The sequence below is a fragment of the Micromonospora sp. D93 genome, assembly GCF_018070365.1.
GTDB classification, from domain to species: Bacteria; Actinomycetota; Actinomycetes; order Mycobacteriales; family Micromonosporaceae; genus Micromonospora; species Micromonospora ureilytica.
Window position 1 is genome coordinate 28,801 of record NZ_JAGPXW010000007.1, and the last position, 26,943, is coordinate 55,743.

24 protein-coding genes are annotated in these 26,943 nt (G+C 69.9%); 10 read left to right on the forward strand and 14 right to left on the reverse strand.

Translation table 11 applies throughout. The annotated features are described in order from the left end of the window. Positions 1-29: 29 nt before the first annotated feature. The 4 genes from ftsE to pruA form a co-directional block, all read right to left on the reverse strand. Positions 30-710: a cell division ATP-binding protein FtsE gene (gene ftsE / locus KBX71_RS10960; protein WP_030331491.1), complete on the reverse strand. Its 681-nt coding sequence runs from the start codon at positions 708-710 to the stop codon at positions 30-32. A gap of 117 nt (positions 711-827) precedes the next feature. Next, the gene (gene prfB, locus KBX71_RS10965; RefSeq protein ID WP_210817842.1) at positions 828-1,949 is read right to left on the reverse strand and encodes a peptide chain release factor 2; all 1,122 of its coding nucleotides are present in this window, start codon (positions 1,947-1,949) and stop codon (positions 828-830) included. Positions 1,950-2,013: 64 nt separating this feature from the next. Further along, entirely contained in the window at positions 2,014-2,529 is a 516-nt protein-coding gene (locus KBX71_RS10970; protein WP_210817843.1) for a PadR family transcriptional regulator, read from the reverse strand. 176 nt (positions 2,530-2,705) lie between these two features. Next, complete coding sequence (gene pruA / locus KBX71_RS10975; protein WP_210817844.1) at positions 2,706-4,334, reverse strand: L-glutamate gamma-semialdehyde dehydrogenase; 1,629 nt, start codon at positions 4,332-4,334, stop codon at positions 2,706-2,708. 291 nt (positions 4,335-4,625) lie between these two features. On the opposite strand from pruA, the gene KBX71_RS10980 reads away from it, so the two are divergent. Then, the gene (locus KBX71_RS10980) at positions 4,626-5,783 is read left to right on the forward strand and encodes a hypothetical protein (RefSeq protein ID WP_247683287.1); all 1,158 of its coding nucleotides are present in this window, start codon (positions 4,626-4,628) and stop codon (positions 5,781-5,783) included. A 25-nt stretch (positions 5,784-5,808) separates the two neighbouring features. On the opposite strand, the gene KBX71_RS10985 is transcribed toward KBX71_RS10980, so the two are convergent. Continuing rightward, entirely contained in the window at positions 5,809-6,318 is a 510-nt protein-coding gene (locus KBX71_RS10985) for a hypothetical protein (protein WP_210817845.1), read from the reverse strand. Between the two features lie 216 nt (positions 6,319-6,534). Between KBX71_RS10985 and KBX71_RS10990 the strand changes: the two genes are divergently transcribed. Together KBX71_RS10990 and KBX71_RS10995 are read left to right on the forward strand one after the other, a co-directional pair. Then, positions 6,535-6,762, forward strand: coding sequence for a helix-turn-helix domain-containing protein (locus tag KBX71_RS10990; protein ID WP_196928235.1), 228 nt, complete (start codon positions 6,535-6,537; stop codon positions 6,760-6,762). 149 nt (positions 6,763-6,911) lie between these two features. Beyond that, positions 6,912-7,505, forward strand: a complete 594-nt coding sequence (locus KBX71_RS10995; RefSeq protein WP_210817846.1) for an Rv3235 family protein — start codon at positions 6,912-6,914, stop codon at positions 7,503-7,505. Positions 7,506-7,609: 104 nt separating this feature from the next. Here KBX71_RS10995 and secA read toward each other — a convergent pair whose 3' ends face one another. Further along, a complete protein-coding gene (gene secA, locus KBX71_RS11000; protein WP_210817847.1) occupies positions 7,610-10,537 on the reverse strand; it encodes a preprotein translocase subunit SecA in 2,928 nt (975 codons plus the stop codon). A 168-nt stretch (positions 10,538-10,705) separates the two neighbouring features. Here secA and KBX71_RS11005 point away from each other — a divergent pair, with 168 nt between their 5' ends. Together KBX71_RS11005 and KBX71_RS11010 are read left to right on the forward strand one after the other, a co-directional pair. Further along, positions 10,706-11,857 (forward strand): GNAT family N-acetyltransferase, encoded by a 1,152-nt coding sequence (locus tag KBX71_RS11005; protein ID WP_210817848.1) that lies wholly within the window; start codon positions 10,706-10,708, stop codon positions 11,855-11,857. After that, a complete protein-coding gene (locus tag KBX71_RS11010; RefSeq protein ID WP_210817849.1) occupies positions 11,854-12,966 on the forward strand; it encodes a GNAT family N-acetyltransferase in 1,113 nt (370 codons plus the stop codon). Before KBX71_RS11005 ends, KBX71_RS11010 begins: the two co-directional genes overlap by 4 nt. Positions 12,967-13,026: 60 nt before the next feature. Here the strand turns inward: KBX71_RS11010 and hpf are convergent, their stop codons facing one another. The 8 genes from hpf to efeU all read right to left on the reverse strand — a co-directional run bounded on the left by hpf (position 13,027) and on the right by efeU (position 22,488). Next, entirely contained in the window at positions 13,027-13,668 is a 642-nt protein-coding gene (gene hpf / locus KBX71_RS11015; protein WP_196928240.1) for a ribosome hibernation-promoting factor, HPF/YfiA family, read from the reverse strand. Positions 13,669-13,913: 245 nt separating this feature from the next. Then, on the reverse strand, positions 13,914-14,621 hold the full coding sequence (locus tag KBX71_RS11020; protein WP_210817850.1) for a ComF family protein: 708 nt from the start codon (positions 14,619-14,621) through the stop codon (positions 13,914-13,916). A gap of 4 nt (positions 14,622-14,625) precedes the next feature. Further along, the gene (locus tag KBX71_RS11025) at positions 14,626-16,443 is read right to left on the reverse strand and encodes an LpqB family beta-propeller domain-containing protein (protein WP_307847038.1); all 1,818 of its coding nucleotides are present in this window, start codon (positions 16,441-16,443) and stop codon (positions 14,626-14,628) included. Continuing rightward, the gene (gene mtrB / locus KBX71_RS11030) at positions 16,440-18,197 is read right to left on the reverse strand and encodes an MtrAB system histidine kinase MtrB (protein WP_210817851.1); all 1,758 of its coding nucleotides are present in this window, start codon (positions 18,195-18,197) and stop codon (positions 16,440-16,442) included. Before mtrB ends, KBX71_RS11025 begins: the two co-directional genes overlap by 4 nt. Positions 18,198-18,209: 12 nt before the next feature. Continuing rightward, on the reverse strand, positions 18,210-18,899 hold the full coding sequence (mtrA, locus tag KBX71_RS11035; protein ID WP_110564421.1) for an MtrAB system response regulator MtrA: 690 nt from the start codon (positions 18,897-18,899) through the stop codon (positions 18,210-18,212). 233 nt (positions 18,900-19,132) lie between these two features. Beyond that, positions 19,133-20,410: an iron uptake transporter deferrochelatase/peroxidase subunit gene (gene efeB, locus KBX71_RS11040; RefSeq protein WP_210817852.1), complete on the reverse strand. Its 1,278-nt coding sequence runs from the start codon at positions 20,408-20,410 to the stop codon at positions 19,133-19,135. Positions 20,411-20,435: 25 nt separating this feature from the next. Continuing rightward, positions 20,436-21,566 carry an iron uptake system protein EfeO gene (gene efeO, locus KBX71_RS11045; RefSeq protein WP_210817853.1) on the reverse strand — a complete coding sequence of 377 codons (1,131 nt, stop codon included), beginning with the start codon at positions 21,564-21,566 and terminating at the stop codon, positions 20,436-20,438. A 22-nt stretch (positions 21,567-21,588) separates the two neighbouring features. Then, entirely contained in the window at positions 21,589-22,488 is a 900-nt protein-coding gene (gene efeU, locus KBX71_RS11050; protein WP_247683289.1) for an iron uptake transporter permease EfeU, read from the reverse strand. Between the two features lie 178 nt (positions 22,489-22,666). Here efeU and KBX71_RS11055 point away from each other — a divergent pair, with 178 nt between their 5' ends. From KBX71_RS11055 to KBX71_RS11075, 5 genes are all read left to right on the forward strand, one after another. Next, on the forward strand, positions 22,667-24,028 hold the full coding sequence (locus KBX71_RS11055) for an AAA family ATPase (protein ID WP_210817854.1): 1,362 nt from the start codon (positions 22,667-22,669) through the stop codon (positions 24,026-24,028). Positions 24,029-24,114: 86 nt separating this feature from the next. Then, a complete protein-coding gene (locus tag KBX71_RS11060) occupies positions 24,115-24,438 on the forward strand; it encodes a helix-turn-helix transcriptional regulator (protein ID WP_210817855.1) in 324 nt (107 codons plus the stop codon). A 77-nt stretch (positions 24,439-24,515) separates the two neighbouring features. Beyond that, the gene (locus KBX71_RS11065) at positions 24,516-24,806 is read left to right on the forward strand and encodes a hypothetical protein (RefSeq protein WP_210817856.1); all 291 of its coding nucleotides are present in this window, start codon (positions 24,516-24,518) and stop codon (positions 24,804-24,806) included. Positions 24,807-24,867: 61 nt separating this feature from the next. Continuing rightward, entirely contained in the window at positions 24,868-25,626 is a 759-nt protein-coding gene (locus KBX71_RS11070) for an ATP-binding cassette domain-containing protein (RefSeq protein ID WP_307847039.1), read from the forward strand. Positions 25,627-25,682: 56 nt separating this feature from the next. Continuing rightward, entirely contained in the window at positions 25,683-26,873 is a 1,191-nt protein-coding gene (locus KBX71_RS11075; protein WP_210817857.1) for a hypothetical protein, read from the forward strand. Positions 26,874-26,943: the final 70 nt, after the last annotated feature.

Genomic DNA, 26,943 nt, shown 5'->3' on the forward strand with positions numbered 1-26,943 from the left:
GTCAGGCTGCGCAGGGGTGGAGCGCCGGCTCACCCGTAGACGCCGCGGGCCTGGTCACGCACGATGCGACCGCTCTCAATCTCAACGACGCGGCGGCGCATCTGGTTCACGATGTTGGAGTCGTGGGTGACCATCACGACGGTCGTGCCGGTGCGATTGATCCGGTCCAGCAGACGCATGATCTCGATCGAGGTGTCCGGGTCCAGGTTTCCGGTGGGCTCGTCCGCCAGCAGGATCAGCGGACGGTTCACGAACGCCCGGGCGACGGCGACCCGCTGCTGCTCACCACCGGACAGCTCGTGCGGGTAGCGGTGCTCCTTGCCACCGAGCCCGACCAGCTCCAGCACCTCCGGCACGACCCGGCGGGCAACCGCCTTCGTCTTGCCGATCACCTCGAGGGCGAACGCCACGTTCTCGTAGGCGGTGCGGTTGGGCAGCAGCCGGAAGTCCTGGAACACACAGCCGATCGAACGCCGGAAGTGGGGTCGCTTCCAGGAGCGCATCGACGTGACGTCCTTGCCGTTGACGACGACGCGCCCCTTGTTGGGGGCCACCTCGTGCAGCAGCATTTTGATGATCGTGGACTTGCCGGAGCCGGATGGACCGATGAAGAAGACGAACTCGCCCTTCTCGATCGAGACGGACACGTTGTCGAGCGAAGGCCGGGACGCCTTCGGGTACGTCTTCGTCACTTGCTCAAGCTGAATCACGGGTGGTGAGTCTACGCGGTGTAACAACTGAGCCAAGCCCACGCCCCGCCGATCCGGCACGAGTCGTCGAATCAGGCTTCTACCTGGAGATCGACGAAGCGCTCCGCCCGCGCGTCGTCACGCACCGTCGCCGGCGATCTGCCGCTGCTTGCGCCAGCGGATGCCCGCCTCGATGAAACCGTCCAACTCGCCGTCGAAGACCGCGCTCGGATTGCCGGTCTCCTGCTCGGTTCGGAGATCCTTCACCATCTGATACGGGTGCAGGACGTAGGAGCGCATCTGGTCGCCCCACGAGCCGGCAGCGTTCTCCTTGAGACCCTCGAGCTTGGCCTGCTCCTCCTGGCGCTTGCGCTCCAGCAGCCGGGCCTGGAGCACCCGCAGCGCGGAGGCCTTGTTCTGCAACTGGGACTTCTCGTTCTGGCAGGTCACCACGATGCCGGTCGGGACGTGCGTCAGCCGCACCGCCGAGTCGGTGGTGTTGACGCTCTGCCCACCCGGGCCGGAGGAGCGGTAGACGTCGACCCGTACCTCGTTCTCCGGGATGTCGATGTGGTCGGTCTGCTCGGTGACCGGCAGGACCTCGACGCCCGCGAAGCTCGTCTGCCGACGACCCTGGTTGTCGAACGGGCTGATCCGGACCAGCCGGTGCGTGCCCGACTCGACGCTGAGCGTGCCGTACGCGTACGGCACCTTGACCGCGAAGGTGGCCGACTTCAGGCCCGCCTCCTCGGCGTACGAGGTCTCGTAGACCTCGGTCGGGTAGCCGTGCCGCTCCGCCCAGCGCAGGTACATCCGCAGCAGCATCTCGGCGAAGTCCGCGGCGTCCACGCCACCGGCGCCGGCCCGGATGGCGACCAGCGCCTCCCGGGAGTCGTACTCGCCGGAGAGCAGGGTGCGGACCTCCATCTCCTGGATGGCCTTGGTCAGCCCGGTGATCTCCGACTCGACCTCGGTCAACACACCCGGGTCGGCCTCGGCCTCGGCCAGCTCCAGCAGCACCTGGGCGTCGTCGAGGCCGGAACGCAGGCTGCCCAGCTTGCTGATCTCGCCGTTGACGTACGACAGTTGCGAGGTCACCTGCTGGGCCTTGGCCTGGTCGTCCCACAGGTCGGGGGCGGAGGCCTCCTGCTCAAGGCGGGCCTTGTCCTCGTGGAGACGGTCGAGGTTGAGGACGGCCTCGATGTTTCGCAGGGTCGCGTCGAGTTCCTTGAGCTGTTCGGCGTAATCGGCAGCGGTCACGACAGACAAGCGTACTGTGCCGCAGCCTGCTCAGCTCGGTCCGTGTCCGTGGACCCGCTGATCGTCACCCGACGGGGGCGGACTTCAACCACGACAGGGCCGCCCGGTGGTAGGCGACGGCGAACTCCAGCGCGCTGGCGTCGTACGTCTCGCCGTCCCGTTTGGCGTTCTTCACCTGCTCCCGGACCTGGGCGAGGGCCTCGGTGTGGTATTCGTTGGCCGAGACGTACAGGCCCTTCAGCTGGCTGGCGGAGTGCAGGTTGCCGAAGGCCATCCGGAGCGCTATCGGGTTGCGGATGGTGTCCCGCCCCGGGTTCTCCGCGAGCCAGCGGGAAAACGTCCGTTTTCCGCTGGCGGTGAGCGAGTACGGCTGACTCATTCGCGGACCCGGCTTGCCGAGCCGCACAAAACCCCGCTCAGCCAGCACCGGCAACTCGCGGTACACCTGACTGCGGGTCATCGACCAGTACGGCGCCAGACGGCGCTCAGCGGCGGCCATCAACTGACCGCCTGTCATCGGGCCCTCGTGGAGGAGGCCGAGCAGGGCCGCCGCCGTAGGGTTGACTCCGGAATCCGCCATGCCCACTACGCTGCCACTTTGCGCACCCGGCGTCCAGGATTTGCCGGTTTGCCACCCAACAGGACTTCCTAAGTGCACTGTCGGCGGCAGACTGTCCGTTGAGGACTATCGATGGATTGGGTCATTCCGGGCGCCCGCCGGCGGCGCCACGCGCGCCGCCGGCGGGTCGTCGCCGGTCAGCCCATGTGGGGGTACGTGTGGTCGGTCGGCGGCACGAAGGTCTCCTTGATCGTCCGCGGGGAGACCCAGCGGACCAGGTTGAGCCAGGAGCCGGCCTTGTCGTTGGTGCCGCTGGCGCGGGCGCCACCGAAGGGCTGCTGCCCGACCACCGCGCCGGTCGGCTTGTCGTTGATGTAGAAGTTGCCGGCCGCGTACCGCATGCGCTCGCCGACCGACTCGACGACCCGGCGGTCGGTGGCGAACACCGAGCCGGTCAGCGCGTACGGGGCGATCGACTCCGCCTGCGCGACCACCTCGTCGAAACGGGCGTCGTCGAACACGTGCACGCCAAGGATCGGCCCGAAGTACTCGGTGGTGAAGGTTTCGTGGGCGGCGTCGCCGCACTCGAAGAGCGTCGGTCGCACGAAGTAGCCGACCGAGTCGTCGGCGGTGCCACCGGCCAACACCCGGCAACTGTCGTCACCGGCGATCAGCTCGAGTGCGGCGGTGTGCCGGGCGAACGCCTTGTCGTCGATCACGGCGCCACCGAAGTTACTGAAGTCGGTCACGTCACCGTAGGTCAGCGAGTCCGCGGTGGCGGCCAGCCGGTCACGCAGCCCACCCTCCCAGATCGAGCGCGGCACGTACGCCCGCGAGGCCGCCGAGCACTTCTGGCCCTGGTACTCGTACGCGCCACGGATCAGCGCGGTGTGCAGAGCGTCCACGTCGGCGCTGGTGTGCGCGACGACGAAGTCCTTGCCGCCGGTCTCGCCGACCAGGCGCGGGTAGCCCCGGTAACTGGCGATGTTGTCGCCCACGGTCCGCCACAACTGCTGGAAGACCTTTGTCGAACCGGTGAAGTGGATGCCGGCCAGATCCGGGTCGGCGAGCACCACGTCGGAGACCTCCTCGCCCCGGCCGGTGACCATGTTGATCACGCCGGGCGGCAGGCCGGCGGCCTCGAACAGCCGCATGGTGAAGTGCGCGGCGAACTGCTGGGTCGGGCCCGGCTTCCAGACCACCGTGTTGCCCAGCAGGGCCGGCGCCGACGGCAGGTTGCCGGCGATGGCGGTGAAGTTGAACGGGGTGACCGCGTAGACGAAGCCCTCCAGCGGGCGGTGGTCGAAGCGGTTCCACACGCCGGGCGAGGACGCCGGCTGCTCCTCGAGCAGGCGGCGCGCGAAGTGCACGTTGAACCGAAGGAAGTCGATGAACTCGCACGCCGCGTCGATCTCCGCCTGGATCGCGGTCTTCGACTGGCCGAGCATGGTGGCGGCGTTGAGGGTGTCGCGCCAGGGACCGGCGAGCAGCTCTGCGGCACGCAGGAAGATCGCGGCACGCTCCTCGAAGGGCAGGGCCCGCCACATCGGCGCGGCGTCCTTGGCCGCCCTGGTGGCGGCGCGCGCGTCGTCGTGGGTGGCGTGCGCGGTCACACCCAGCACGTGGGCGTGCTTGTGCGGCTGCACCACGTTGATCGGCTCACCGCCGGCCATCCGCTGCTCACCACCGATGGTCATCGGCAGGTCGATGCGCTCGGCGGCGAGCTCGGTCAGCCGCCGCTGGAGCCGGTCCCGGTCGGGGCTGCCCGGCTCGTAGTTGCGAACCGGCTCGTTGCGCGGCTCGGGAACGGAGAACACGGCATCCATCAAGGCTCCTGGCGATCTCGACAGCAGTGGCGAAACCGGACCCGCGGGCACCGACCGGATGGCCGGACACCGGACGCCGCACGGGAGGCCGAGCAGCGGCGGGACCTCCCGTGATTCTCCCACGACGGGCCGCGCGACCCACCTCGGCCACCGCCCTGCACCAAGGACCGCCCCACCCCTCCTCCCCTTACCGACCGGTCTCGATCCGTCCCACCGTCCCGGGGCGACAGGCAGCCCAGCGGGCCCGCGTACCCTGAATGGTCGGTGACCTGCCGCCGCGAAGGGGAGACGATGACCAAGCAGCCCGGCCGCGTCCCGGCGGCCAAGCAGCCCGGCCGCGTCCCGGCCGCCGAGTCGGACGAGCCGGCGGTCGACGCGGCCAGTGCCGGCAGTCGGCCGCTGCCCGCGCCCGGCGCCGCGGTGCTCGCGCTGCTGGCGCTCGGGTGGCTGGCCGCCATGCTCTGGTCCACCCGGGAGGCCATCACCTCGGCGGCGGCCGGAGTCACCGCGATCAGCCTCTCCGCGTTCGCCCTGCCCGGCGTCATCTCGGCCGCGCTGGTGGCCGGGGCGGCCGTCGCGCTGGCCGGCGGCAACCTGCTGACCCGCCGGTACGGCGACTGGGCCACCCTGCGCTTCGCCGGGGCGATCGGCGGCGGAATGCTGGTCGGGCTCGCCGCCGCGTTGGCCATCAACCTCACCTACTTCGACACGTCCACCACCAACGTGATCGCCGGCACCACGGCGGCTGCGGCGATCATCGGAGGCGCGCTGGCAGGTGCGCGGACCGCCCCCGCGATCGGTGCTGTGGTCACCGCCGCGCTGGGCACGCTGATCTTCGTGGTCGCGTTCAGCCGCGCCCGGGACCCGCTGTTCGATCTCTTCGGCGCCGGCGACAGCCAACAATCGCTGATCAACGCCGCCAAGTGGGTGTCCCGCACCGAATCGCTCGTCGCCGGGCTGCTCGCCGGGCTACTGGCCTTCGGCTACCTGACCTGGGCACGTCGTCGAGCCGTCCGCCGCGATCCCGAGGCCCCGGCGCTGCGCTGGCCGGCCTACCTGCTCGCCGGCGCCGGCCCGGGCCTCCTCCTGCTGCTCGCCGAGGTGATCATCCGGATCGGCGGCCGATCGTTGCTCGACCTCGCCAGCGCGCTCAGCGAGGCGGACGCCGTGGCGCAGACCTCGCTCGGCACCTCCCGGGTGGACAACGGCATCTGGGTGCTCTTCGTGGGGGCACTGACCGCGCTCATCGCGTTCGGCCGCACGCTCAGCCCAGCCCACGCCGACGACGACGACGAACCAGCCGACAGCCCGAGGCCCGTCGCGGACCAGGTCGACCCGGCGGACGACAAGCCGGGCTACGCCAAGGCGTTCGACGCCGACCCGGCCGAGACGTTCGACGCAGCTGAGACCGCCGACGCGGACCCGGCGAAGGCGGACCCGGCCCGCTGACGCTGGACCGTGCTCGGTGTGCGGCTCAGTCGGTCGCGCGTAGGAGCTGGTCCAGCTCCGTCACGTCGTACCACTCCAGCTCGTGGTCCTCGGCGCCGTCGACGGTGAACTGGGCGTCCGGGTCACCAGCCGCCGCCTCGGCCACCACGTCGGCCGCCGCGCCGACCCCCTCGGCCGCGTCCGCGCTGTCCACGTGAATGGCCGCGACGGCGCCCACCGGCACGGCGTCGGCCAACGTCACAGTGCTGGAGCCCAGCTCACCGTCGCCGCGCCCGATCGCTCCCAACGGCAGGTCGACCGAGACGACGACACGACGGCGAGGAGCGGTCGGGTCGGCCCGGAGCAGGTGCAGGGCGTCCTGGGCAGCCCGGGTGAAGGCGACGTACTCCAACTCCTCCTCGTCACCCTCGGCGTACCACTCGCGCAGCGCCGGGGTCACGGCGTGCGCCTGGTCGGCGGCCAGCCCCTCCTCACGCAGCCGGGCCAGCATCGGTACGGTCGCCGGCACGTACACCCGGACAAGCTCGTCGGTCACCGGTCGTCTCCCCGCGTCGTCCTCCACCGGCGGCCGCCGGCACGGGCGCAGATCATGCCGCACGCCGTGACCGTCATACACCCCACCTCCGGCTGGAGGAAGCTCCCAGCCGGTGTGTCCCGTACGGTCGGCCTGTCACCGAGGCGGTCCGGTGCTGGGCGGCTGGAGCTGTCGGTGGCAAACTAAGCCAAACGACATCAACACCGGGAGTTTCCTGTGGAGCCGAGGTTCCTGCTGCTCTCCGACGTGGCCACCGAGCTCAACGTGTCGGACTCGCAGGTCTACCACATGGTGCGCAGCGGCGAACTGCCGGCGATCAAGATCGGCGGACGCGGCCAGTGGCGCGTCGAGCGCGCCCGCCTGGAAGAGTACATAGCGCGTAAATACGACGAGACTGCAGACTGGGTGCAGAGCAACCCGCTCGTCGACCGCGACCCCGACTAGCAAGCCCACCTGCGCGGCCTACCCCCCGAGTGGATCATGAGCTTTGTCGGCCGAGGCCGCCACGAAGCCATTGACCGAGGCCGTTTCGTCGCCCAGAATCTAGTTTGTCGGAGGCAAACGAAGGCAAACGCAAGATCAAGGAGGCTGCGATGAGCGCAGCGCGACCCGGTCCTTCCCGACCACCCGTGCGGCTGCGCCCCGTCCCACCCTTCGACCCGCCGTACGTTGACGAGACCGACGGGTCGTACTGGCCGGCACCGACCGAAGGTCAACTCGCCCTCGACCTGTTCGCCTCCACCCGACCCAGCCCGGTCCGGCCGTCGGAGCGGCGGGCAGCCCTGCGCCCTGTGCCCACCCGGTCCACCACCACCCGCCCGGTCGCCTCGTTACCGTCGGCGACCGCTCCGGAAACCACCCGAGCCGCGCACCGATTCGTCGGCACCTGCCTGGAGGTGGTCAACGGCTACCGTTCGCCAACCCAGGTGCGAGCGCTGCTCGACCCGGCCCGGGCGGGCGACCTGCTGACCGAACTCGCCCGCGCATCCGGCCGGGCCGGCACATCCCGCCGCCGCAACGGCCGGCCACTGGTCCGGCTGCTACGCCTGCGCGTCTGCGAGCCTCGGGAGACCGCGGTCGAGGCGGCAGCCGTCCTCACCGGCGCGGGTGGTCGAAGCTGGGCGATGGCACTGCGCCTCGAGCATCGCCGGGGCCGCTGGCTATGCACTGACCTCCACGTGCTCTGACCACACCTGCCCCGGTCGTCGGCGGGGCTCAACGACAGCGACGGGCCCCGGCCTGGGTAGGCCGGGACCCGTCGGTCAGACGCTGTCGGTGCAGCTGCTGTTTGTCAGTTGCCGCCGTTGGGGGCGCCGTGGCAGCGCTTGTACTTGCGGCCCGAGCCACACGGGCACGGCGCGTTGCGGGACGGGCCGTTGCTCGCCTCCGCCTGGTTCGGGGCTGGCCGACGGGCGGCGGCCGACGGAACAGCCGGGCCGCGCAGCCCGGATGCCGGCCGCTGCGGAGCGGACGGCGCGCTCTGCCCCGGCGCCGCGGGGGCACCCGGGGCAGGTCGACCCACACCGAGCGCCGGAGCCTGCTGCTCGGCCTGCTCCACGGCGACCGCGCCGGGGCTGGCCTCACCGTCGATGGTGGGCGCGGAGTATTGCAGGCCCTGCCGCCGCGGTGCCTGGTTGAGGCCCTTGGCCCGGATCTCCACCGGCTTGTCGAGCAGGGTGACCTCGTCGGCCCCCGCCTCCGGCTCCGGTTCGGTCACCTGGACGTCGACGTTGTAGAGGAAACCGACGGTCTCCTCCTTGATGCCCTCCATCATGGTGGCGAACATGTCGAAGCCCTCGCGCTGGTATTCCACCACCGGGTCGCGCTGGGCGTACGCCCGGAGGTTGATGCCCTCCTGGAGGTAGTCCATCTCGTAGAGGTGCTCGCGCCACTTGCGGTCGATGACCTGGAGCAGCACCATGCGCTCGAGTTGGCGCACGCCCTCGGTGCCGAGCTGCTCCTCACGCCTGTCGTACGCGGCGTTGGCGTCGTCCTTGAGGCGGGCGACCAGGAAGTCGGCGTCCATGCCGGCCCGGGAGCCGCCGGCCTCCTCCTCCAACTCCTCGATCGTCACAGCGACCGGGTAGAGCTGCTTGAGGCTGGACCACAGCTGCTCAAGGTCCCAGTCTTCGCCGTAGCCGTCGGAGGTGGCACCCCGCACGTACGCCTCGACGGTGTCGTCGATCATGTTGCGGACCTGGTCGGAGAGGTCCTCACCGTTGAGCACCCGGAGCCGCTCAGCGTAGACGACCTGGCGCTGCTTGTTGAGCACCTCGTCGTACTTGAGGACGTTCTTGCGGATCTCGGCGTTCTGGCCCTCGATCTGGGCCTGGGCGCTCTTGATCTGCCGGGTGACCATCTTCGACTCGATGGGCACGTCCTCCGGGATGTTGAAGCGCTCCATCACCGCCTCGACGGCCCCGGCCCGGAAACGCCGCATCAGCTCGTCCTGCAGGGACAGGTAGAAACGGGACTCGCCCGGGTCACCCTGCCGGCCGGCGCGACCGCGCAGCTGGTTGTCGATCCGCCGGGACTCGTGCCGCTCGGTGCCCAGCACGTAGAGGCCACCGGCAGCGGAGACCTCGTCCGCCTCGGCGTCGCAGGCCTGCTTCCAGGTGGGAAGGACGTCCTCCATCGCCTTGGCGTACTCTTCCTCGTTCTCCAGCGGGTCGAGGCCGCGCTGGCGCAGCTCGTTCGCGGCGAGGAACTCGGCGTTGCCGCCGAGCAGGATGTCGGTGCCGCGGCCGGCCATGTTGGTCGCCACGGTGACCGCGCCCTTACGCCCTGCCTGGGCGACGATCTCGGCCTCCCGTGCGTGGAACTTGGCGTTCAGCACGTTGTGCGGGATGCCGCGGCGGCGCAGCAACTGGGAGAGGATCTCGGAGTTTTCCACCGAGACCGTGCCCACCAGCACCGGCTGGCCCAGCTGGTGCCGCTCGGCGATGTCCTCGATGACGGCGTTGAACTTGGCCTTTTCCGTCTTGTAGATGACGTCGGGCCGGTCCTCGCGAACCATCGGGCGGTGGGTCGGGATCGTCACGACGCCGACCTTGTAGACCTTGTTGAACTCGCTCGCCTCGGTCTGCGCCGTACCGGTCATCCCGGACAGCTTCTCGTAGAGGCGGAAGTAGTTCTGGAGGGTGATGGTGGCCAGGGTCTGGTTCTCCTGCTTGATCTCCACCCCCTCCTTGGCCTCGATCGCCTGGTGCATGCCCTCGTTGTAGCGACGGCCGTGCAGGATGCGACCGGTGAACTCGTCGACGATCAGGACCTCACCGTCGCTGACGATGTAGTCCTTGTCGCGCTTGTAGAGCTCCTTGGCCTTGATGGCGTTGTTGAGGTAGCCGACCAGCGGAGTGTTGACCGACTCGTAGAGGTTGTCGATGCCGAGCCGGTCCTCGACCTTGGCGACACCCCGCTCGGTCACCGCGATGGTGCGCTTGGAGTGGTCGACCTCGTAGTCGCCCTCGCCGTCGGTGCCGGCCTGGAGCCGGGCCACCACGCCGGCGAACTCGCCGTACCAGCGGGCGGAGTGCTCGGCCGGGCCGGAGATGATCAGCGGGGTGCGGGCCTCGTCGATCAGGATGGAGTCGACCTCGTCGACCACCGCGAAGTTGTGCCCGCGCTGGACCAGCTCGTCCTTCGACCAGGCCATGTTGTCGCGCAGGTAGTCGAAGCCGAACTCGTTGTTGGTGCCGTAGGTGATGTCGCACTCGTAGGCGGCCTTGTGCTCGGTGGCCGGCCGGTTGGGCAGCACCACGCCGACGGTCAGCCCGAGGAACTCGTGCACTCGACCCATCCACGCCGCGTCACGCTGGGCGAGGTAGTCGTTGACCGTGATCACGTGGACGCCCTTGCCGGAGAGCGCGTTGAGGTAGACGGCCATGACCGAGGTCAGCGTCTTACCCTCACCGGTCTTCATCTCGGCGATGTTGCCGAAGTGCAGCGCCGCGCCGCCCATCACCTGGACGTCGTACGGGCGCTGGCCGAGCACCCTGGCGGCCGCCTCGCGGGCCACCGCGAACGCCTCCGGCAGCAGGTCATCGAGGCTTTCGCCCTCGTCGAGCCGCTCCCGGAACTGTTCGGTCATGCCGGCCAGTTCCTCGTCGGTGAGGTTGACGTAGTCGTCCTCGATCGAGCTGACGGCATTGGCGATGGCCTTGAGCCGCCGCACCATGCGGCCCTCGCCCGCGTTAAGGACCTTTTCCAGAATCGACACGGATCAACGCTCCCCTAGACAGTCTCGAACCATCGTAGGCGCTCCATCGGCGCGATGGTCACTGGTGGCAGTGCTCGACCCCGCCGAACCCGACATAACTCGCGTCCTGCGCTCGCCCCAAACGTTATCCGGTTACGCCGTCGGCGAACGCTGCGGCAGGATGCACGAGTGGAGCCCGTGGAGATCATCGAGGACGGCGTGCTGCTGCGGCCCTGGCGAGAGTCGGATGCCGTGGCCGTGCACCGAGCCTGCCAGGACCCGGACATTCAGCGCTGGACCACCGTACCGCGCCCGTACCGGCCGGAACACGCGCACGGATTTGTCACCGAGATGAGCAGGAAGTCGTGGGCCCAGGGCACCGGGGCACCGTTCGCTGTGTGTGACCCGGGCACCGGCGAGCTGCTTGGCGCAAACGGCCTGATCTCCATCGGCAACGACCGCACCGGCGAGATCGGCTACTGGACGGCGCCCTGGGCGCGTGGTCGGGGAGTGATGGTCCGTGCCACCCGGGCGGTCGCCCGCTGGTCCTTCGACACCCTCGGGCTGCGCCGGCTCATCTGGCAGGCCGAGGTGGGCAACCACGCCTCCCGGCTGGTGGCCCTCCGGGCCGGTTTCCGGATCGACGGCCGGCTGCGGCTGCCCAAGCCGGCGCCGCACTGCGGCACGGACGGCTGGATCGGCTCGCTGCTGCCCGGCGAGGTGCCCGCCGCCGGGTCGACCGGTCCGGCCGGTCCGGGCACCCTCGCCGCCCGGCGGGCCGCCGTCTTCGGCCGCCCGCAGCCCGTTCTGTTCGCCACGACCGGGGCCGCCGAGCTGCGTCTGCGGCCCATGGAGGAGCAGGACCTGGACGCCGTGGTGCAGACCTGCCAGGACCCGGAGTCGATCCGCTGGACGACGGTGCCGGACCCGTACGATCGCGCCGACGCGCAGGATTACCAGGCCCACAACCGGGACGCCTGGGCTCGGGGGGACGCCGCCGGCTTCGTGATCGCCGATTCCGACGACCGGTACGTGGGCTCGCTCGACCTGCGACTCTCCCCCACGGACCCGCTGGTGGCCGACGTCGGCTTCATGACCGCACCGGCGGCCCGGGGCCGGGGCTATCTGTCCGCCGCGTTGGTCGCGCTCAGCGCCTGGGGCTTCAGCACGTTGGGCCTGGCTCGGATCGAGTGGAAGGCGAATGTGGGCAACACCGCCTCCCGTCGGGCGGCGGAGAAGGCGGGCTTCCGGTTCGAGGGGACCGCTCGGGGCGGTGTGCAGCACCGGGGCGAACGGGTGGACGTGTGGGTCGGTGCGCTTCTCGCCAAGGATCTGGGATGACTCCGCTGCCGGTGATCGAGGCGTACGGGGTGCGGCTGCGCCCGTTTCGCGCGGAGGACAGCGCCGACGTGGTGGACGGCTGCGCGGATCCGCTGACTCAACGGTTCGTGTCGAACCTGCCGATGCCGTACACCGAGACCGATGCCCGGTGGTGGATCGGCGTCGGCGCCCCGGCGGCCTGGACCGGCGGCGGCGCGGCGTACGCCGTCGCGGACCCCGCCACCGATCGGCTGCTCGGCGCGGTGGGACTGAACAACCCGGTGCCCGCCCGAGGTCAGCTGGAGATCGGCTACTGGATGCGGCCGGCGGCGCGCGGACGCGGACTGGCCACGGCGGCGACTCGCGCGCTGAGCGAGCACGCGTTCGCCACCGGGACGGCCCGACTGGAGCTGCTCGCCGAACCGGACAACGGCCCGAGCCAGCGGGTCGCGCTGGCCGCCGGCTTCCGCTACGAGGGTCTGCGCCGGTCGGCAGGTGCGTCCCGCGACGCGGGCCGGCACGATCTGCTGGCCTGGGTACGCGTCGACGGTGATCCGCCCGGCCCGGCCACCCGGCTGCTGCCCGACCTGCCCGCAGGGGTGCTCACCGATCAGGTGGTGGCGCTGCGCCCGCTCGCGCCGGACGACGCGGCGCTGATGTACCGGCTGCACAGCCGACCCGAGGTGGTGGCGAACCAGGCACCGCCGGTGCCGCCGACGCGCGAGGCGATGGAGCGGCGTTGTCGACTGGCGCAGAGCGGATGGCTGACCGGCGAGATCGCCAGGCTGCTGATCACGGATGTGGCCAGCGGGGAGCCGGTGGGCAGTTGCGGCTTGTCGTACACCGATGTGGCCGCTGGCGAGGCGTCGGTCGGCTACGCGTTGCTGCCCGACTGGCGCGGCCGGGGGTACGCGACGCGGGCGGTCCGGTTGCTCGCGGCCTGGGCGTTCGGCCCGGCCGGTATCGCCCGACTGTCGGCCGGGACGGTGCCGGACAACACCGCGTCGCACCGGGTGCTGGAGCGGGTCGGTTTTCGGCGCGAGTCCGTTCAGCGCGGCCGGCTGCCCGGGCTGGCCGGCGCCCGCCTGGACGATCTGACCTTCGCGCTGCTCCCCGCCGACCTCCGCTGACAGATCATGGGGTTGTGGTGGGCATTCCCCACCACAACCCCCATGATCGACGTGGGTCGGCTACCTGTCAGTGGCGAGGGAGATGATGCCGTAGTCGTACGCGTGGCGCCGGTAGACGACGCTGGGGCGGCCGGACTCCTTGTCCTGGAAAAGGTAGAAGTCGTGGCCGACAAGTTCCATCTCGAACAGCGCGTCGTCGATGGTCATCGGCTCCGCCGGGTGCACCTTTTCCCGGGCGATGTGCCACGGCTGGTCGTCGTGATCCTCTTCGACCCGCTCCGCGACGGCGGTGCCGGCGCGGGCGCCGTCGCTCGGTGCGCTCAGCGCGCTGGGCACCAGGTCCGCGACCGGCAGGCCCGCGGTGGCCTCGGCGACGGAGATCGGCGCGTGCCGACCCCGGTGTACGCGGCGGCGGTCGGCCGCGCGGCGCAGCCGGGTGTCGAGCTTCGCGATGGCCGCGTCGAGCGCGCTGTAGAAGTCGTTCGTGCATGCCTCGGCCCGCATCACCGGGCCCCGGGAAACGCAGGTGATCTCCACCCGCTGGCAGTGGTCGGCTTGGCGCGGATTGCGCTCGTGAAACAGCTCGACATCGACGCGAATAAGTTTGTGGTCGTAGCGTTCGATCTTCGCGAGTTTCTCGGCTACGTGTACCCGGTAATGGTCCGGCACTTCGACGTTTCGGCCCTTGACCACGATGTCCACGTGACCTCCCTTGTTCGGACGGTCTTCGATCCGGTTACCCGGCCGCGCGCCGTGGGGAGACCCGCTGGCGTCGACCGGTTGGTACGGCTACGCCTCCTCTCACCGCCAGGGGCGGTTGGAACGACCTCCTACCCCCGACAGCGAAACGCTAACTCCTGTTTGCCCGGCAGTCACCCCATGTTGCCGAGACGGCCCAGGATTTTTCGCAGCTCATACACCAACGGGTGAAACGGAAACACGATGGGTTACGACTGGTGTCTTTTCTCGGTCGCCGCGAGCACCGCCGCGACGCTCGGCGCCCATCCCGTCGCGGTCAGCACCCTGCTCGCGGCGGCGAGGGTCACGCCGGTGGTGACGATGTCGTCGAGCAGCACCACGACCGGCGCCGCGCCCGCGGCACCGGCCCGGACCGGTCCGGTCGAGCGGGGCTGGAAGGCCGCCTCGGCCGCCGTCGCCCGCCCGGCGCTGTCCAGGGTGACCGAGTCGGGCCGGGGCAGCGCCCGCAGCGGACGGTGCACCCGCACCGCCCAACCGCCCCGGTTGAGCCGGGCCGCGCAGTGCCGGGCCAGCCGGTCGAGGTGGTCCCCGTAGCGGGACCGGGCCGCCGCCGCGGTGTCCGGGACCGGAACCAACGCCAACGGACGAGCCCCGCCGACGGCCGCCGCGACGACCTCGGCGAGCAGGGCACCGAGCGGGCGGGCCAACCCGTGTCGGCCGTGTTCCTTGTACGCCAGCAGAGCCTCACGCAGCGGACCCGCGTACGGGCCGAGCGCGACGCAGGACGGCAGGCCCGGCGGGGCGGGGGTGGGACGGACCGCCCGTGGCCGCAGTTCGCCAAGCGCCGCGACGCAGGCGGGGCAGACCCCGTGCCGCAGGCCGGGTCGGCGCTCCCGACAACCGGCGCAGTCGGCGGGCAGCACCAGGTCGGCGAGGTCAGCCCACAGCCCGCTCACCGTGTCAGTAGAGGAAGAACGGCGCCGTCGGGTTACTCGGCCGCACGCCGGCCGGCACCGGGGCGATGTCGCGTACCCGGCCGGGCTCGATCCGTTCGAACGGGCTGCTGCGGTAGGCAACCCCGTTCGCCTCGTACATGTAGGCCCCGCTGGGCACCCGCACGCTGCGGTTGGCCGGGTACGCGGTCAGGTGGTTGACCTTGGCGCCGAGGTCGGTCCGCAGCGGCGTCTCCAGGGCTCCGTCGACACTGATCTCGTAGATCGCCGGCTGGCCTACCGACCCCGCCACCACCAGTTGGTCCTCCGCGCCCCAGTCGACCGCCGTGGGGTTGGTCAACGAGGTGACCAACTCCCGGGGCGGGCCGACGGAGACCCCGGCGCCGTCGAGGTTGACGGCGGCGACGTAGAGACGGCCGCCGGCGATCAGCGCGACCCGCTGGCCGTCCAACGCGGCGGCCACCGCGGTGACCCCGGCGGAGGGCAGGTTGAGCGGGACCGGAAACATCTGGGCCGTCTCGTCGAACCGGTAGAGCTGCCCGTCGGCCACCACCAGGCCACGCCCGGGGCGGGAGTCGACAGCACGTAGCCAGACCGGCCGGCTGATCGAGGAGTACTCGGCGCCGCTGCGGTTGAACACGGAGACCGGATCGGCCCCCGTGCCCACGGCGAGTCGGTACCGGGTCTTGCTGCTGCCGGTGACCACCATCGCGGCGAAGATCCGCCGGTCCTTGGCCAGTCCGAGGCTGGCCGAGACGACGTTGTGGTTGGCTTCGGGCACCAACGGCACCGGGCCGCTGGGCTCGCCTTCGAAGTCGAGTGGGTGGATCACACCGTCGTACACGCCGTACCGCTGTGGACTGGCGGTATGCGGGTAGAGCGCCTGGGAGTCTCGTCGCTCGCCCAGGTCCACCACGGGTTGCGCGTTGTTGCGGATCTTCAACTCCAGCTGGCCGGGCAGGTCCCCCAACGACCAGGCGATCTGCGTGATCAACTGGTCGATCCCGTTCTGGTCGTCACCGGACATGTCCAGGTTGACCTCCCACCGACCGTTACCGCCGGTGGCGTTGTTGATCAGCTCGGTGCGGTCCGGCAGCCCGACGACTGCCGGGCGCAGCCAGTCGGAGGGGCCACCGACCAGCCACTTCACCACCTCGTTGACCCGCCGCTCGGCCGGCACCGCCTGCGGCCGGTAGCGCTGGTCGGGCACCAGGCGGGTGCGGTCCGAACTCCAGAAGTAGATCGTCTCGTCCTGGTAGTACTGGCGAAGGGCGGTGTCGCTGAGCAGCAGCACGTTGGGCGGGTTGATGACGTAGAGGCCGGCCCGATCATCGTTGATGCCGCCGTTGAACGACGCGCTGCGCAGGCCGAACTCGTACTCCGTCTCGGTCGCCACCGGTGGGGCCAGGGTGCCGTCGGCCCGCAGCACCCCGATCTGCTGCACGGCGATCTTCACGGTCGTGGTCGAGTCGCTGTTGAGGGTGTAGACCGCCTCGCGCAGCCGGACCACGTTCAGCGCGACCTCGCTGCCCTTCTTGTCCTGTAGCCGGATCTTGTCCTCCGGGGCGACGAACGCCTTGACCCGCTCGTACGCCCGATCCGGCTCGCCGGCGGCGGCGGACAGGAAGTTGCGGACGAACGCCTCGTTGACGCTGCCGCTGGCCGTCCGCGTCGGCGGCTCACTGCCCCGGCTGATCACACCGGCCTCGGTCGCGGCACCGCCCTTGCCGTCCACCCGCACGTCGGACGCGGCCGGAATGCCACAGCCGGCGCCCAGCAGCACCAGCGCACCAAAAGCCCCGAGGAGAAGATTCGGCCGTCTCACGAGCGCACCTCCGTCCGCTGCCCGTCCCCGACCGGAGCCGGGCCGATCGCCAGTGCCCCGCCGGTGCCGGGGCCGATGGCCAGTGGCCCACCGTCGCGGGGGCCCCCGAACGGCAGCGCGGCGTCGGCCGGCACCAGCCGCAGCGGTGACGTGGTCAGCCGGTCACCCGCACGGGCCGGCAGGGTGAGCCGGAACTGAGCGCCCTGCCCGGGAGCGCCCCACGCCTCCAGCCAACCGCCGTGCAGCCGCGCGTCCTCCAGGCTGATCGACAGGCCCAGCCCGGTGCCTCCGGTCTGTCGAGCCCGGGACGGGTCCGCCCGCCAGAATCGGTTGAACACCAACTTCTCCTCGCCCACCTTCAGCCCCACCCCCCGGTCGCGGACGGTGATCGCCACGGCGGTCTCGTCGATGCCGAGGGTGATCAGCACCGGGCGGGCCTCGCCGTGCTCGACGGCGTTGCCGACCAGGTTGCGCAACACCCGCTCGACCCGGCGCGGGTCGACCTCGGCGATCACCGGCGTGCCCGGCAGGTCGAGTTCGATGGGTACGCCCACCCGCTCGGCCAGGCCGGCCAGCCGCTCGACCACCCGGTGCACCACGGGCACCAGGTCGGTCGGCTCGGAATCCAGCATGGCGAAGCCCGCGTCGAACCGACTGATCTCCAGCAGGTCGGTGAGCAACTCCTCGAATCGGTCCAGCTCGGCCTGGAGCAGTTCGGCGCTGCGGGCGACGGCAGGGTCGAACTCGTCGCGCTCGGCGAAGATCAGGTCAGCGGCCATCCGGACCGTGGTCAGCGGGGTACGCAACTCGTGGGAGACGTCCGAGGTGAAACGGCGCTGCAACCGGGACATCTCTTCCAGGCGCAGGATCTGCCGTTGCAGGTTGGTGGCCATCTGGTTGAACGACGCGGCCAGCAGGGCCAGGTCGTCCTCGCCGTTGACCACCATCCGCTGGTCGAGCAGGCCCGCGGAGAGCCGCTGGGCGGTCCGTGCGGCGACCCGGACCGGGTTGACCACCAGCCGGGTGACAAGCGCAGCGAGCAGCCCGAGCAGGATCACCAGCGCCACCCCGGTGGCCACCACTGTGGCTCGGGCGTCGGCGGCGGTGACGTCCTGCCGGCCCAGCGGCACCAGATAGTAGAGCTCGATCTGGCCGAAGCTGGTGGGCACCGGCGAGCCGTAGACCAGGTATTTGGTGGTCTCGCCGGTGAGTCGCCCGGTGCGGATCTGGCTGGCCACCTTGCCGTCGGCGATCGCGGCCCGCAGCTCGGGGCTGATCAGCGGCTGCACGTTCGCCGACGGGGAGGTGCGCGTCTGGATGTCGGTGGGATAGTCGTCGGCGGTGATCGCCACCACCACCCCGCTGGTCTGCTGGGGGTCGCCGCCGGCCAGGTAGTTGACAGTGCCGTCGATGGTCTCCTGGAGCTGTGCCTCCTGCGGCTGCCCGTAGAAGGAGACCTGCTTGGCCGCGTAGCTGGCACCAGTTGTCACCCGCTGCCGGACGTCGCTGCGAGCGCTGTCGAGCAGGATGGTGGTGATCTTGTCAGCGATCAGGAACGCGAACCCGCCGACCAGCAGGCTGGACGCGACGAGCGTGATGGTCACGACCCGGACCTGGAGCGAGCGGCGCCAGGTCTGGTGCGCCCGACCCACCACCCGGGCGACCCGCCCGCTCAACGCACGCCAGAGCTCCCCGCCGGCGCTGGGCCGGTGGGTAGCCGTACTCGGGGAGGGTGGGGGCGGCGAGGTCGACACAGTGCGACCAGGCTATCCGGTCCCCGCCTTGTAACCCACGCCCCGCACGGTGAGGATGATTTCCGGTCGCTCCGGGTCCGGCTCGATCTTGGCTCGCAACCGCTGGACGTGCACGTTGACCAGCCGGGTGTCGGCCGCGTGCCGGTAGCCCCAGACCTGCTCGAGCAGCACCTCGCGGGTGAAGACCTGACGTGGCTTGCGGGCGAGCGCGACCAACAGGTCGAACTCCAGCGGAGTCAGCTTCACCTCCTCGTCGTTGCGGCTCACGGTGTGCGCGGGAACGTCGATGGTGATCTGGTTGTCGGGCGGCCCGATGGTGAGCATCTCGGGGGCCACGTCCTCACCTCGGCGCAGTCGGGCCCGCATCCGGGCCACCAGCTCCTTGGGCTTGAACGGCTTGACCACGTAGTCGTCGGCGCCGGACTCCAGGCCGAGCACGACGTCCACGGTGTCGCTCTTGGCGGTCAGCATGACGATGGGCACGCCGGACTCCGCCCGGATCGACCGGGCCACGTCGATACCGCTCATACCGGGAAGCATCAGGTCAAGCAGCACGATATCGGGACGACTGTCGCGAAAGGCGGCCAACGCCCGCTCGCCGTCCGCCACAAACGAAGGCTGGAAACCCTCACTGCGCAGCACGATGCCGAGCATCTCGGCGAGCGCGGGGTCGTCGTCGACCACCAGTACGCGGGCTCTCATGGGATTAATATTGCATCCTCATTCAGTTCGGTGGGACCGGCGTCCGCCGGTAACGCTTCGCGCCGCCGTCAAACCGGCTGTCCGCGGTCCGCGGTCCGCGGCGGCGGCGCCACGTGCTGCGGTGCCTGGCCACGGATGGGCCGTGGGCCAGGCTGCCACCATGATCCCCCTTCGGCGCCGCCCGGCGCCACCGCAGGCCGGGCCGATCCGACTGTCGCCCATCCGGACGACGGTCAGCCGAACAGCCCACGCCCCCAGTGATCCCCACCGTCGGTTACCCCGGGTGGGCAGGCGAACACCCCGCTGGAGACGTGTCGCAGATATTCGTTCATCACGTCGTGCCGTGCCAACTGGGTCTGGATCGGCACGAACTGGCGGCGTGGATCGCGCTGGTAGGCGATGAAGAAAAGGCCCGCGTCGAGCCGGCCGAGGCCGTCCGAGCCGTCGACGAAGTTGTAACCCCGGCGCAGCAGCTGGGCACCGCTGTTCCGACTCGGGTGGGCCAGCGCGACATGGGCGTGCTCGGCGATCACCGACTTCCCGTCCGCGCCGCGCGCGGCGAAGTCGGGCTCGTCGAACTCGTCGCTCCGACCGAGTGGTGCGCCGCTGCCCTTGGTCCGGCCGACGATCTCCTCCTGCTCGGCGAGGGAGGTCCGGTCCCAGGTCTCCACGAGCATCCGGATCTTGCGGGTGACCAGGTACGAGCCTCCGGCCATCCAGTCCGGCCCGTCGCCCGGCTGCACCCACAACTGCTCGCGCAGCAGGTCGGTGTCCTCGGCCTTGAGGTTGGCCGTGCCGTCCTTGAACCCGAAGAGGTTGCGCGCGGTGGCCTGCTCCCGCGAGGTCGACGAGGTACGGCCGAAGCCGAGCTGCGACCAGCGGACACTCACCACTCCCATGCCGAGCCGGGCCAGGTTGCGGATCGCGTGCACCGCCACCTGCGGGTCGTTGGCGCAGGCCTGGACGCAGAGGTCGCCACCGGAGAGCTGCGGCTGCAACGCGTCGCCGGGGAACTTCGGCAACTCGGCGAGGGCGGCGGGCCGCCGGTCGGCGAGGCCGAAGCGGTCCCGCCCGTCGGCGTCGCGGAACAGCGTCGGCCCGAAGCCGATGGTGAGCGTGAGCTGCGAGGGAGGCAGGCCGAGCGCCTCGCCGGTGTCATCCGGTGGTGCCTCCGGCATCCCGCCGACCGCGCCCAGCACCCCGGCGTCGCGCCCCGCGGTCATCCGGGCGGCGGCGGCCGTCCACTCCTCCAGCAGTTCGACCAGCCGGGCCCGGTCCTTGGTGATCACGTCGAAGGCCACGAAGTGCAGCCGGTCCTGCGCCGGGGTGACGATGCCGGCCTGGTGCTCACCGTGGAACGGCACCGCCCCGGCCGGGTGGTCGCTCGCCGCGGCCGGGCCGTGCGAGCCGTTCAGCAGCGCCCCCGCGCCGGCCGCCACCCCGGCGACACCGGCCACCCCGGCGCCGGCCAGGGTGATCGCCCGGCGCCTGGTCAACCTGCTTCCGCTCATCGAATCGACTCTTTCTGCCATCCGGTCATTTCGCGACGGCCGCGGCGACCTTGCTGATCGGCTCCGCGAGCGCGTTGATCCCGTCGGAGAGCTCCTTGAGCTCGGCCTTGCTCAGCCCGGTGTGCAGCTTCCACCCGTCGCCGACGCGGTGCTTGCCGAGCAGCCCCTCCACGTTTGTGAACTCGGTGTCCAACTGCGTGACCAGCTCCGGCGAGCGCTGCTGCAACGCGGGGCGCAGGGCGGACACGGCGGCCTTGGAACCTTCGAGGTTGGCGGCGAAGTCCCACAGGTCGGTGTGCGAGTAACGGTCCTCCTCGCCGGTGATCTTGCCGCTGGCGACCTCGTCGAGCAGCTCCTTGGCACCGTTGGCGAGCTGCAGAGGGGAGAGCTTCTCGGCGTTCGCCTTGGCCACGATCTCCTTGACGTCGACCAACAGGCGGTCGGCGATCGGGCCGTCCTTGCTGATGTCACCGGACTGCCAGAGGTCCTTTTCGATCCGGTGGAAGCCGGTGAACTCCATCCCCTCCTCGATGACCTCATCACGGCCGTCGATCTTGGGGTCGAGGTCGCCGAAGATCTCGGCGACCGGCTCGATCCGCTCCCAGTAGGTGCGCGCGACCGGGTAGAGCGCCTTGGACTTCGCGACATCGCCGGCCTTGACCGCGCCGACGAACTCCTCGGTCTTGTCCAACAGCGCGGCGGTCTGGCTCTTGACGTAGCGCTGGTAGTTGTCGGTGGCGTCAGCCAGCGCGGCGTCGGCGGTGAGCGGCTGCGCCGACCCGCTGACCTTGAGCGCGCCCCGGATGCCCTTGCCGCTCATCCCCGGCTTGCAGGCCGTCTGGTAGGTGCCGGCCGGCAACTCCACGTGCAGCTCGCGGCTCAGCCCGGGGGCGATGTTCTCCACCTCGCCCATCACCCGGTCGCCGTCGGCGTACACGTAGAACTCGGTCACCTTCGCGCCCGAATTGGTGATCTTGAAGGTGGCGGTGCCGGCGCCCAGGTCGGTCGAGCCGACCTCACAGGCGGTGTCGCTGGCCTTGACCACGATCGGTCCACCGGCGGCCGGGTCACCCTTGTCGGAGTCGGAGCAGGCGGCCAGACCGGCCGTCGCCAGCACGCCGGCGGCGGCCAGCGCGAAGAACTGGGTGGTACGCATCTGAGCTGTCTCTCCTCGTGGGTCAGGCACGCTGCGGCGGGGACGCCGCCTCGGCCTCGGCGCCGGTGTCGGCCCCGCGCTCGGTGACGGTGGTGGTGGTCGCGGTGGGCGCCGGCCTACGCCGGGCCGGTCGCAGGAAGAGCAGGAGAACCGGGACGGCGTACGCGACCCAGGCGATCGTCTCCAGCACGGTGGGCGCGGGAGTCACGTTGAACATGCCGGCGAGCAGGGCCGCGTACCAGGTGCTCGGGTCGAGCGCGGCGGTGATATCGAAGGCCAGGTCGTTCAGGCCGGGCAGGACGCCGGCCTCCTGGAAGTCGTGCACGCCGTACTTGAGGATGCCGGCGGCGACCAGGATCAGCAGCGCGCCGGTCCAGGTGAAGAACCTGCTGAGGTTGATCCGCAGGGCGCTGGCGTAGAGCAGCACGCCGAGGACCACGGCGGTGACGATGCCGCCGATCAGCGCGAGCAGCGGGCCACTGTCGCCGGCCGCGCCCTGGGCGGCCGAGTAGAAGATCAGCGCGGTCTCCAGGCCCTCCCGGATCACCGCGAGGAAGGCCATTCCGGCAACCGCGAGGGATCCGACGGCCAGCGCCTCGGTGAGCTTGCCCCGCAACTCGCCGGCGATGCTCCGGGCGGCCCGGCGCATCCAGAAGATCATCCAGGTGACGAAGACCACGGCGGCGACCGACGTGATCGCCTCGAACAACTCTCGATCCTCGGAACGGGACAGCAGCGAGGTCGACGTGTACTCGATCAGCCAGCCGAAGAGCACCGAGAGCGCCACGGCCAGGCCGACGCCGGCCCAGACCTGCGGCAGTCGGTCCCGGCGCTGCGACTTCACCAGGAAGGCGACCAGGATGCTGACCACCAGGGTGGCTTCCAGCCCTTCCCGCAGACCGATCAGGTAGGTGGCGAACATCAGGGCTCCGAGTAGGTTAGGTGTGCCTCAGTTAAGTAAGGGCAGGCATACCTTGCGCCTGGTCCGACCGGGCGTCAAGTCGTTCACGGCAACCTCACTCTTCACCGCGCACGGCAGCTCCGGAGGCTTCCCGCATCGAGGTCGATATGGTGGCCTGAGCCACTGCGACGGGGACCAGATGACCGACGAATTCGACGCGGCCGACTTCGGCCGGCAGTTTCAACAATTCATGCGGGTGATGTCCCGGCTTGCGCCGGCTCCGCCACCCGGGCCTCTGTTCGATCGACTGGAGCGTCATCTGGGTCGGAGTCCGCTCGACATGCCCGTGGTGACGGCGACCTTTCCGCCGCACGAGCACGCCAACGTGGCGATCGCCCTGGACGCGCTCACCTCTGCCAGGAGCGAGCCGGCCACCCTGATAGGGGTGCGAAGCCCTGGCCGCGAGTACGCCGGCCTGGGTGACATCGTGGACGGTGCCGCACGGCACCAGTACGGACTGGGCGCCGCCGACTACCAGAGCCTGCCGGTCGACGTCGACGCGCAGCGCAGCTGCGTCTCCTTCGGGATCTTCCTGACCACGGCTGGCGACCACCCGGTAGCCGTGCTGCTGCGCGTGGGTAACCGACGTACCGGAAAGCCCAGCGTCCTGGTCGAGATCCTGGCCCCCGAGCCCGACGTCGGCCAAGAGGTGCTCGCGGAGCTACGAGCGCACCTCGATCGCGACAACATCTACCAGGGACACCTGATCTCGTTCGACGCGGCTCGGGACGGGGAGCTGACCGGGTCCGTCCGGTTCCACCGGCGCCAGGTGGTGCCCGCCACGTCCGTCGTCCTGCCGCATGGCACCCTCGCCTCGCTCGACCGACAGGTGCACGGAATTGGAGAGCACCGATTGGCGCTGCTCGCCGCCGGGCACCGCCTCCGGCGTGGGGTGCTGCTGCACGGTCCACCCGGCACCGGCAAGACGCTCGTCGTGCGCCACCTGCTCTCGCGCCTGCCCGGTCACACTGCTGTCGTCCTCAGCGGTCGGCAACTCGACCTCGTCCGGGAGGCGTGTTACCTCGCCCGTAGGGCGGCACCCTCGGTGGTGGTGCTCGAAGACGTCGACCTGGTGGCCCAGGATCGGCGGTCCGGCGACCGCAACCCGGTCCTCTTCGACATCCTCGACGAGATGGACGGCACCGCTGAGGACGCCGACCTGACCTTCGTGCTCACCACCAACCATCCCGGCACTCTGGAGGACGCCCTGGCACGTCGGCCCGGACGCATCGACCTGGCGATCCAGGTACCGCTGCCCGACGCCGACAGCCGCCACCGGCTGCTGACCGTTCACGGGAGCAGTCTCGAACTCTCCGAGACCGAACGCGCCGAGGTGGTGGCAATGACCGCCGGGGCGACGGGAGCGTTCTTCCCGGAATTGGCCCGCCGCGCCACTGTGACGGCACTGAATGACGGCCTCCCCAGAGCACGGTACATCCAGGTTCGCCAAGCGGTGGTGGACATGTTCTCGCATCAGCTCTCAGCTGATCAAAGAGATTGACGCATCACTCGGCCAAGCATTACCGAGGAAGTTGCAAGGATGCATGGACGCTACTAAGGTGAGGGTGGTCCACACGGGGAGGCTCAATGTTTCAACAGTTGGACCACCATGATCGCATCATCGATGAGAGTCAATCTGATGATCATCAGCGCAATCATCGAAATATGGGTGCAAAAGCTGTACGGCTCCGCTCCCTGACCGAGCGCGAGCGGCAGGTCTTCGACCTGCTCGGTGGCGGGCTGGGTAATCGGCAGATCGCATCCCGACTCGGCGTTGCGGAAAGAACAGTCAAGGCCCACGTCACCCAGGTCATGACGAAAGTCGGCGTCAACCGCACCGAAGCCGCAATCCTGTCATTCATGGCCAGCAGATCCTGCCACTGCGGAAACCGCATCGCCCAATCGGGCTAGCACCATTCGACGGTTGTGAATGCAGTGGCGCGTTGGCAAACTCGGACTCACATCGCAACCGCGACAGGAGGACCGAGATGGGCAGAACCGCAAAACGCGTCGCCGCAGTTGCCGCCGCCGCACTGGCGTTCGGTGCGGTACCCACGACGCCGGCCAGCGCCGACACTGTCACCAACGGCAACGACGTCTGCGTTTACGACTGGGGCGACACCGCGTTCTGGGTGGACTGCCAGGGCGACGGTCAGTTCAAGGCCACCGTCGACTGTGACTGGGGATTCCAGCACGACAGCGGCTGGACGAACATTCCCGGAAGCTGGCGCTACGAGTGCACCTGGGGCGTGATCAGCGGCTGGGTCGAGATGCAGTAGGCCGCACGGTGGTGGCCGGGCACTCCGGCCACCACCGACCGGCACCTCGGAGGGATGACCAGTGACCGCACCAATCGTTGATGCCCGCGCTCTTGAGGTCAGCTTCGGTAGTCGGCGTGCCGTCGCCGGCGTCGACCTGCAATTCCACCGGGGCATACTTGGGCTGCTAGGCCCGAATGGCGCGGGAAAGACCACTCTGCTGCGCATACTCACTACAGTTATCACCCCCAGCGCGGGGGAACTGAGACTCTTCGGGCGGCCGGTCGACTCGGCGGACGCACTTCGCGAAGCCCGACGCAGGACTGGATTCCTGCCGCAGACCTTCGGATACCATCCCGGCTTCACCGTCTACGAATTCGTCAGGTATTGCGCCTGGCTCCGGGAGGTCCCGTCCGACGTCATCGACGACGCCACACGCTCCGCGATCGACGACGTCGGCCTCACCGACCGGTCCGACGAGCGGATGAAAAAGTTGTCGGGCGGGATGATCCGGCGATGCGGCATCGCCCAGGCCATCGTGGGAAACCCTCCACTCGTCGTACTCGACGAGCCCACGACCGGCCTGGATCCCGATCAACGGTTGGACTTCCGTGATCTGCTGGAAAAATTGTCCGCGAATTCCTCCGTCATCTTGAGCACTCACCTCGTGGAGGACGTCGCCGCAGTCTGCGACCGCGTTGTCGTGATGAAGCACGGGCGGCCACTCTATGTCGGTACGCCGGACGAACTGGCCGAACTCGGGACCGCGAATCAACGCGGAGGAAGCCGAATCGAGCGCGGTTACGCCACGGTCGTCAAAAATGCCAAGGGCGCACGCTGATGATCCGACAGGCACTGATCGAGATACGTCGCTCACCGCTGCTTTGGTGTGCTCCGGTGTTCATCGCCCTCGAACTGCTGCTGGTCTTCGGTCGGCCAGGCGAGTGGACGACGGTCTGGTCTCAGGCCAGTGCCCGGGCCCAGTGGCCGGTGCTGATCATGGGGCCGGCCCTCGCCGCAGTAGCAGCCTGGTCCGGCGGCCGAGCACGTCGCGACGGCATGCGGGAACAGGTGAGCCGCGCCGCTCGCCCCGCCTGGCACATCGAGTTGGCCCGGTTCGCGGTCGTGGTTCTGCTTGGGCTCCTCATCTACGCGGTTGCCCCGCTCGCGGTCCTCGCGACCGCTGCGGCGAACGGAGCACCGGGCCGGCCGTGGCCCGGCTACGTCCTGCTCGGAGCAGGCACGCTCGTGATCTGTGCGGCCATCGGCCACCTGGCCGGCACCCGCTTCTCGTCCCGCGCAGCACCTCCGCTCGTGGCCATCACGACCTTCACCGCCCTGTCCTGGCTCCAGGACGACCCACGCTTCGCCATGTCCGTACTCTCCGGTCATCCGCAGGTGGCACTCGCGCCCAGCGCGCTTGCTGTTCGTCTCGCCCTGGCCCTCGCTGCGACGGCGGCTGCGGTGGCCGGAGCAGCTGTGCTTGGCCGGCGGACGATGGGCTTGGACATCCGGTTCGAGCGGGTGCTTCTTGCCGGTGGTGTCGTCGCCACGCTAGCCCTGGCGGGGGCCATGCCGGTGACCGGACCGTTACGCGTCGAGCGCCCGGCTCCCGCCCGCCCCGCGTGTGCTGGCGAACAGCCGGAAGTGTGCGTCTGGCCAGAGGAGCAGCGCCATCTGGAGGACGCCGTGCAGACTTCCCGGCGGCTGGCCGCAGCCACCGCGAATGCCATACCGCTACCTGTGACACTGCACGAGGAGGGGCTCAGCGGAACCGGTCCGCAGAGCGGATTCTGGGTCGGGTACGGAGAACGCGCCATGGCAACATCGATGATCTCTGCTGTGCTGCCCGCCCGTTGGACATGCGACACCATGGCTGCCGAGCAGCGCAGAGCCTGGGCCGAAAACAGCGTGATGTTGCGCACCTGGCTCGCCGTCCGGGTCACCGGCGATGACGGGATCCTTGAGCGGACGCCGCCCCAGGTGCAGAGCAGGGTCCGCGAGGTACTCAGCCGCGAGCCACTTCAGCAGGCGTCATGGGCGCGAGACCGCTACGAGGTCGTCAGTGACAAGAACTGTGCGCAGTAGCGACCTGGGTCGGTATCTCCGCGCCAGGCGAATCGGCCGGGCAGTTCCCCTGCTGGGGTTACTGGCTGCG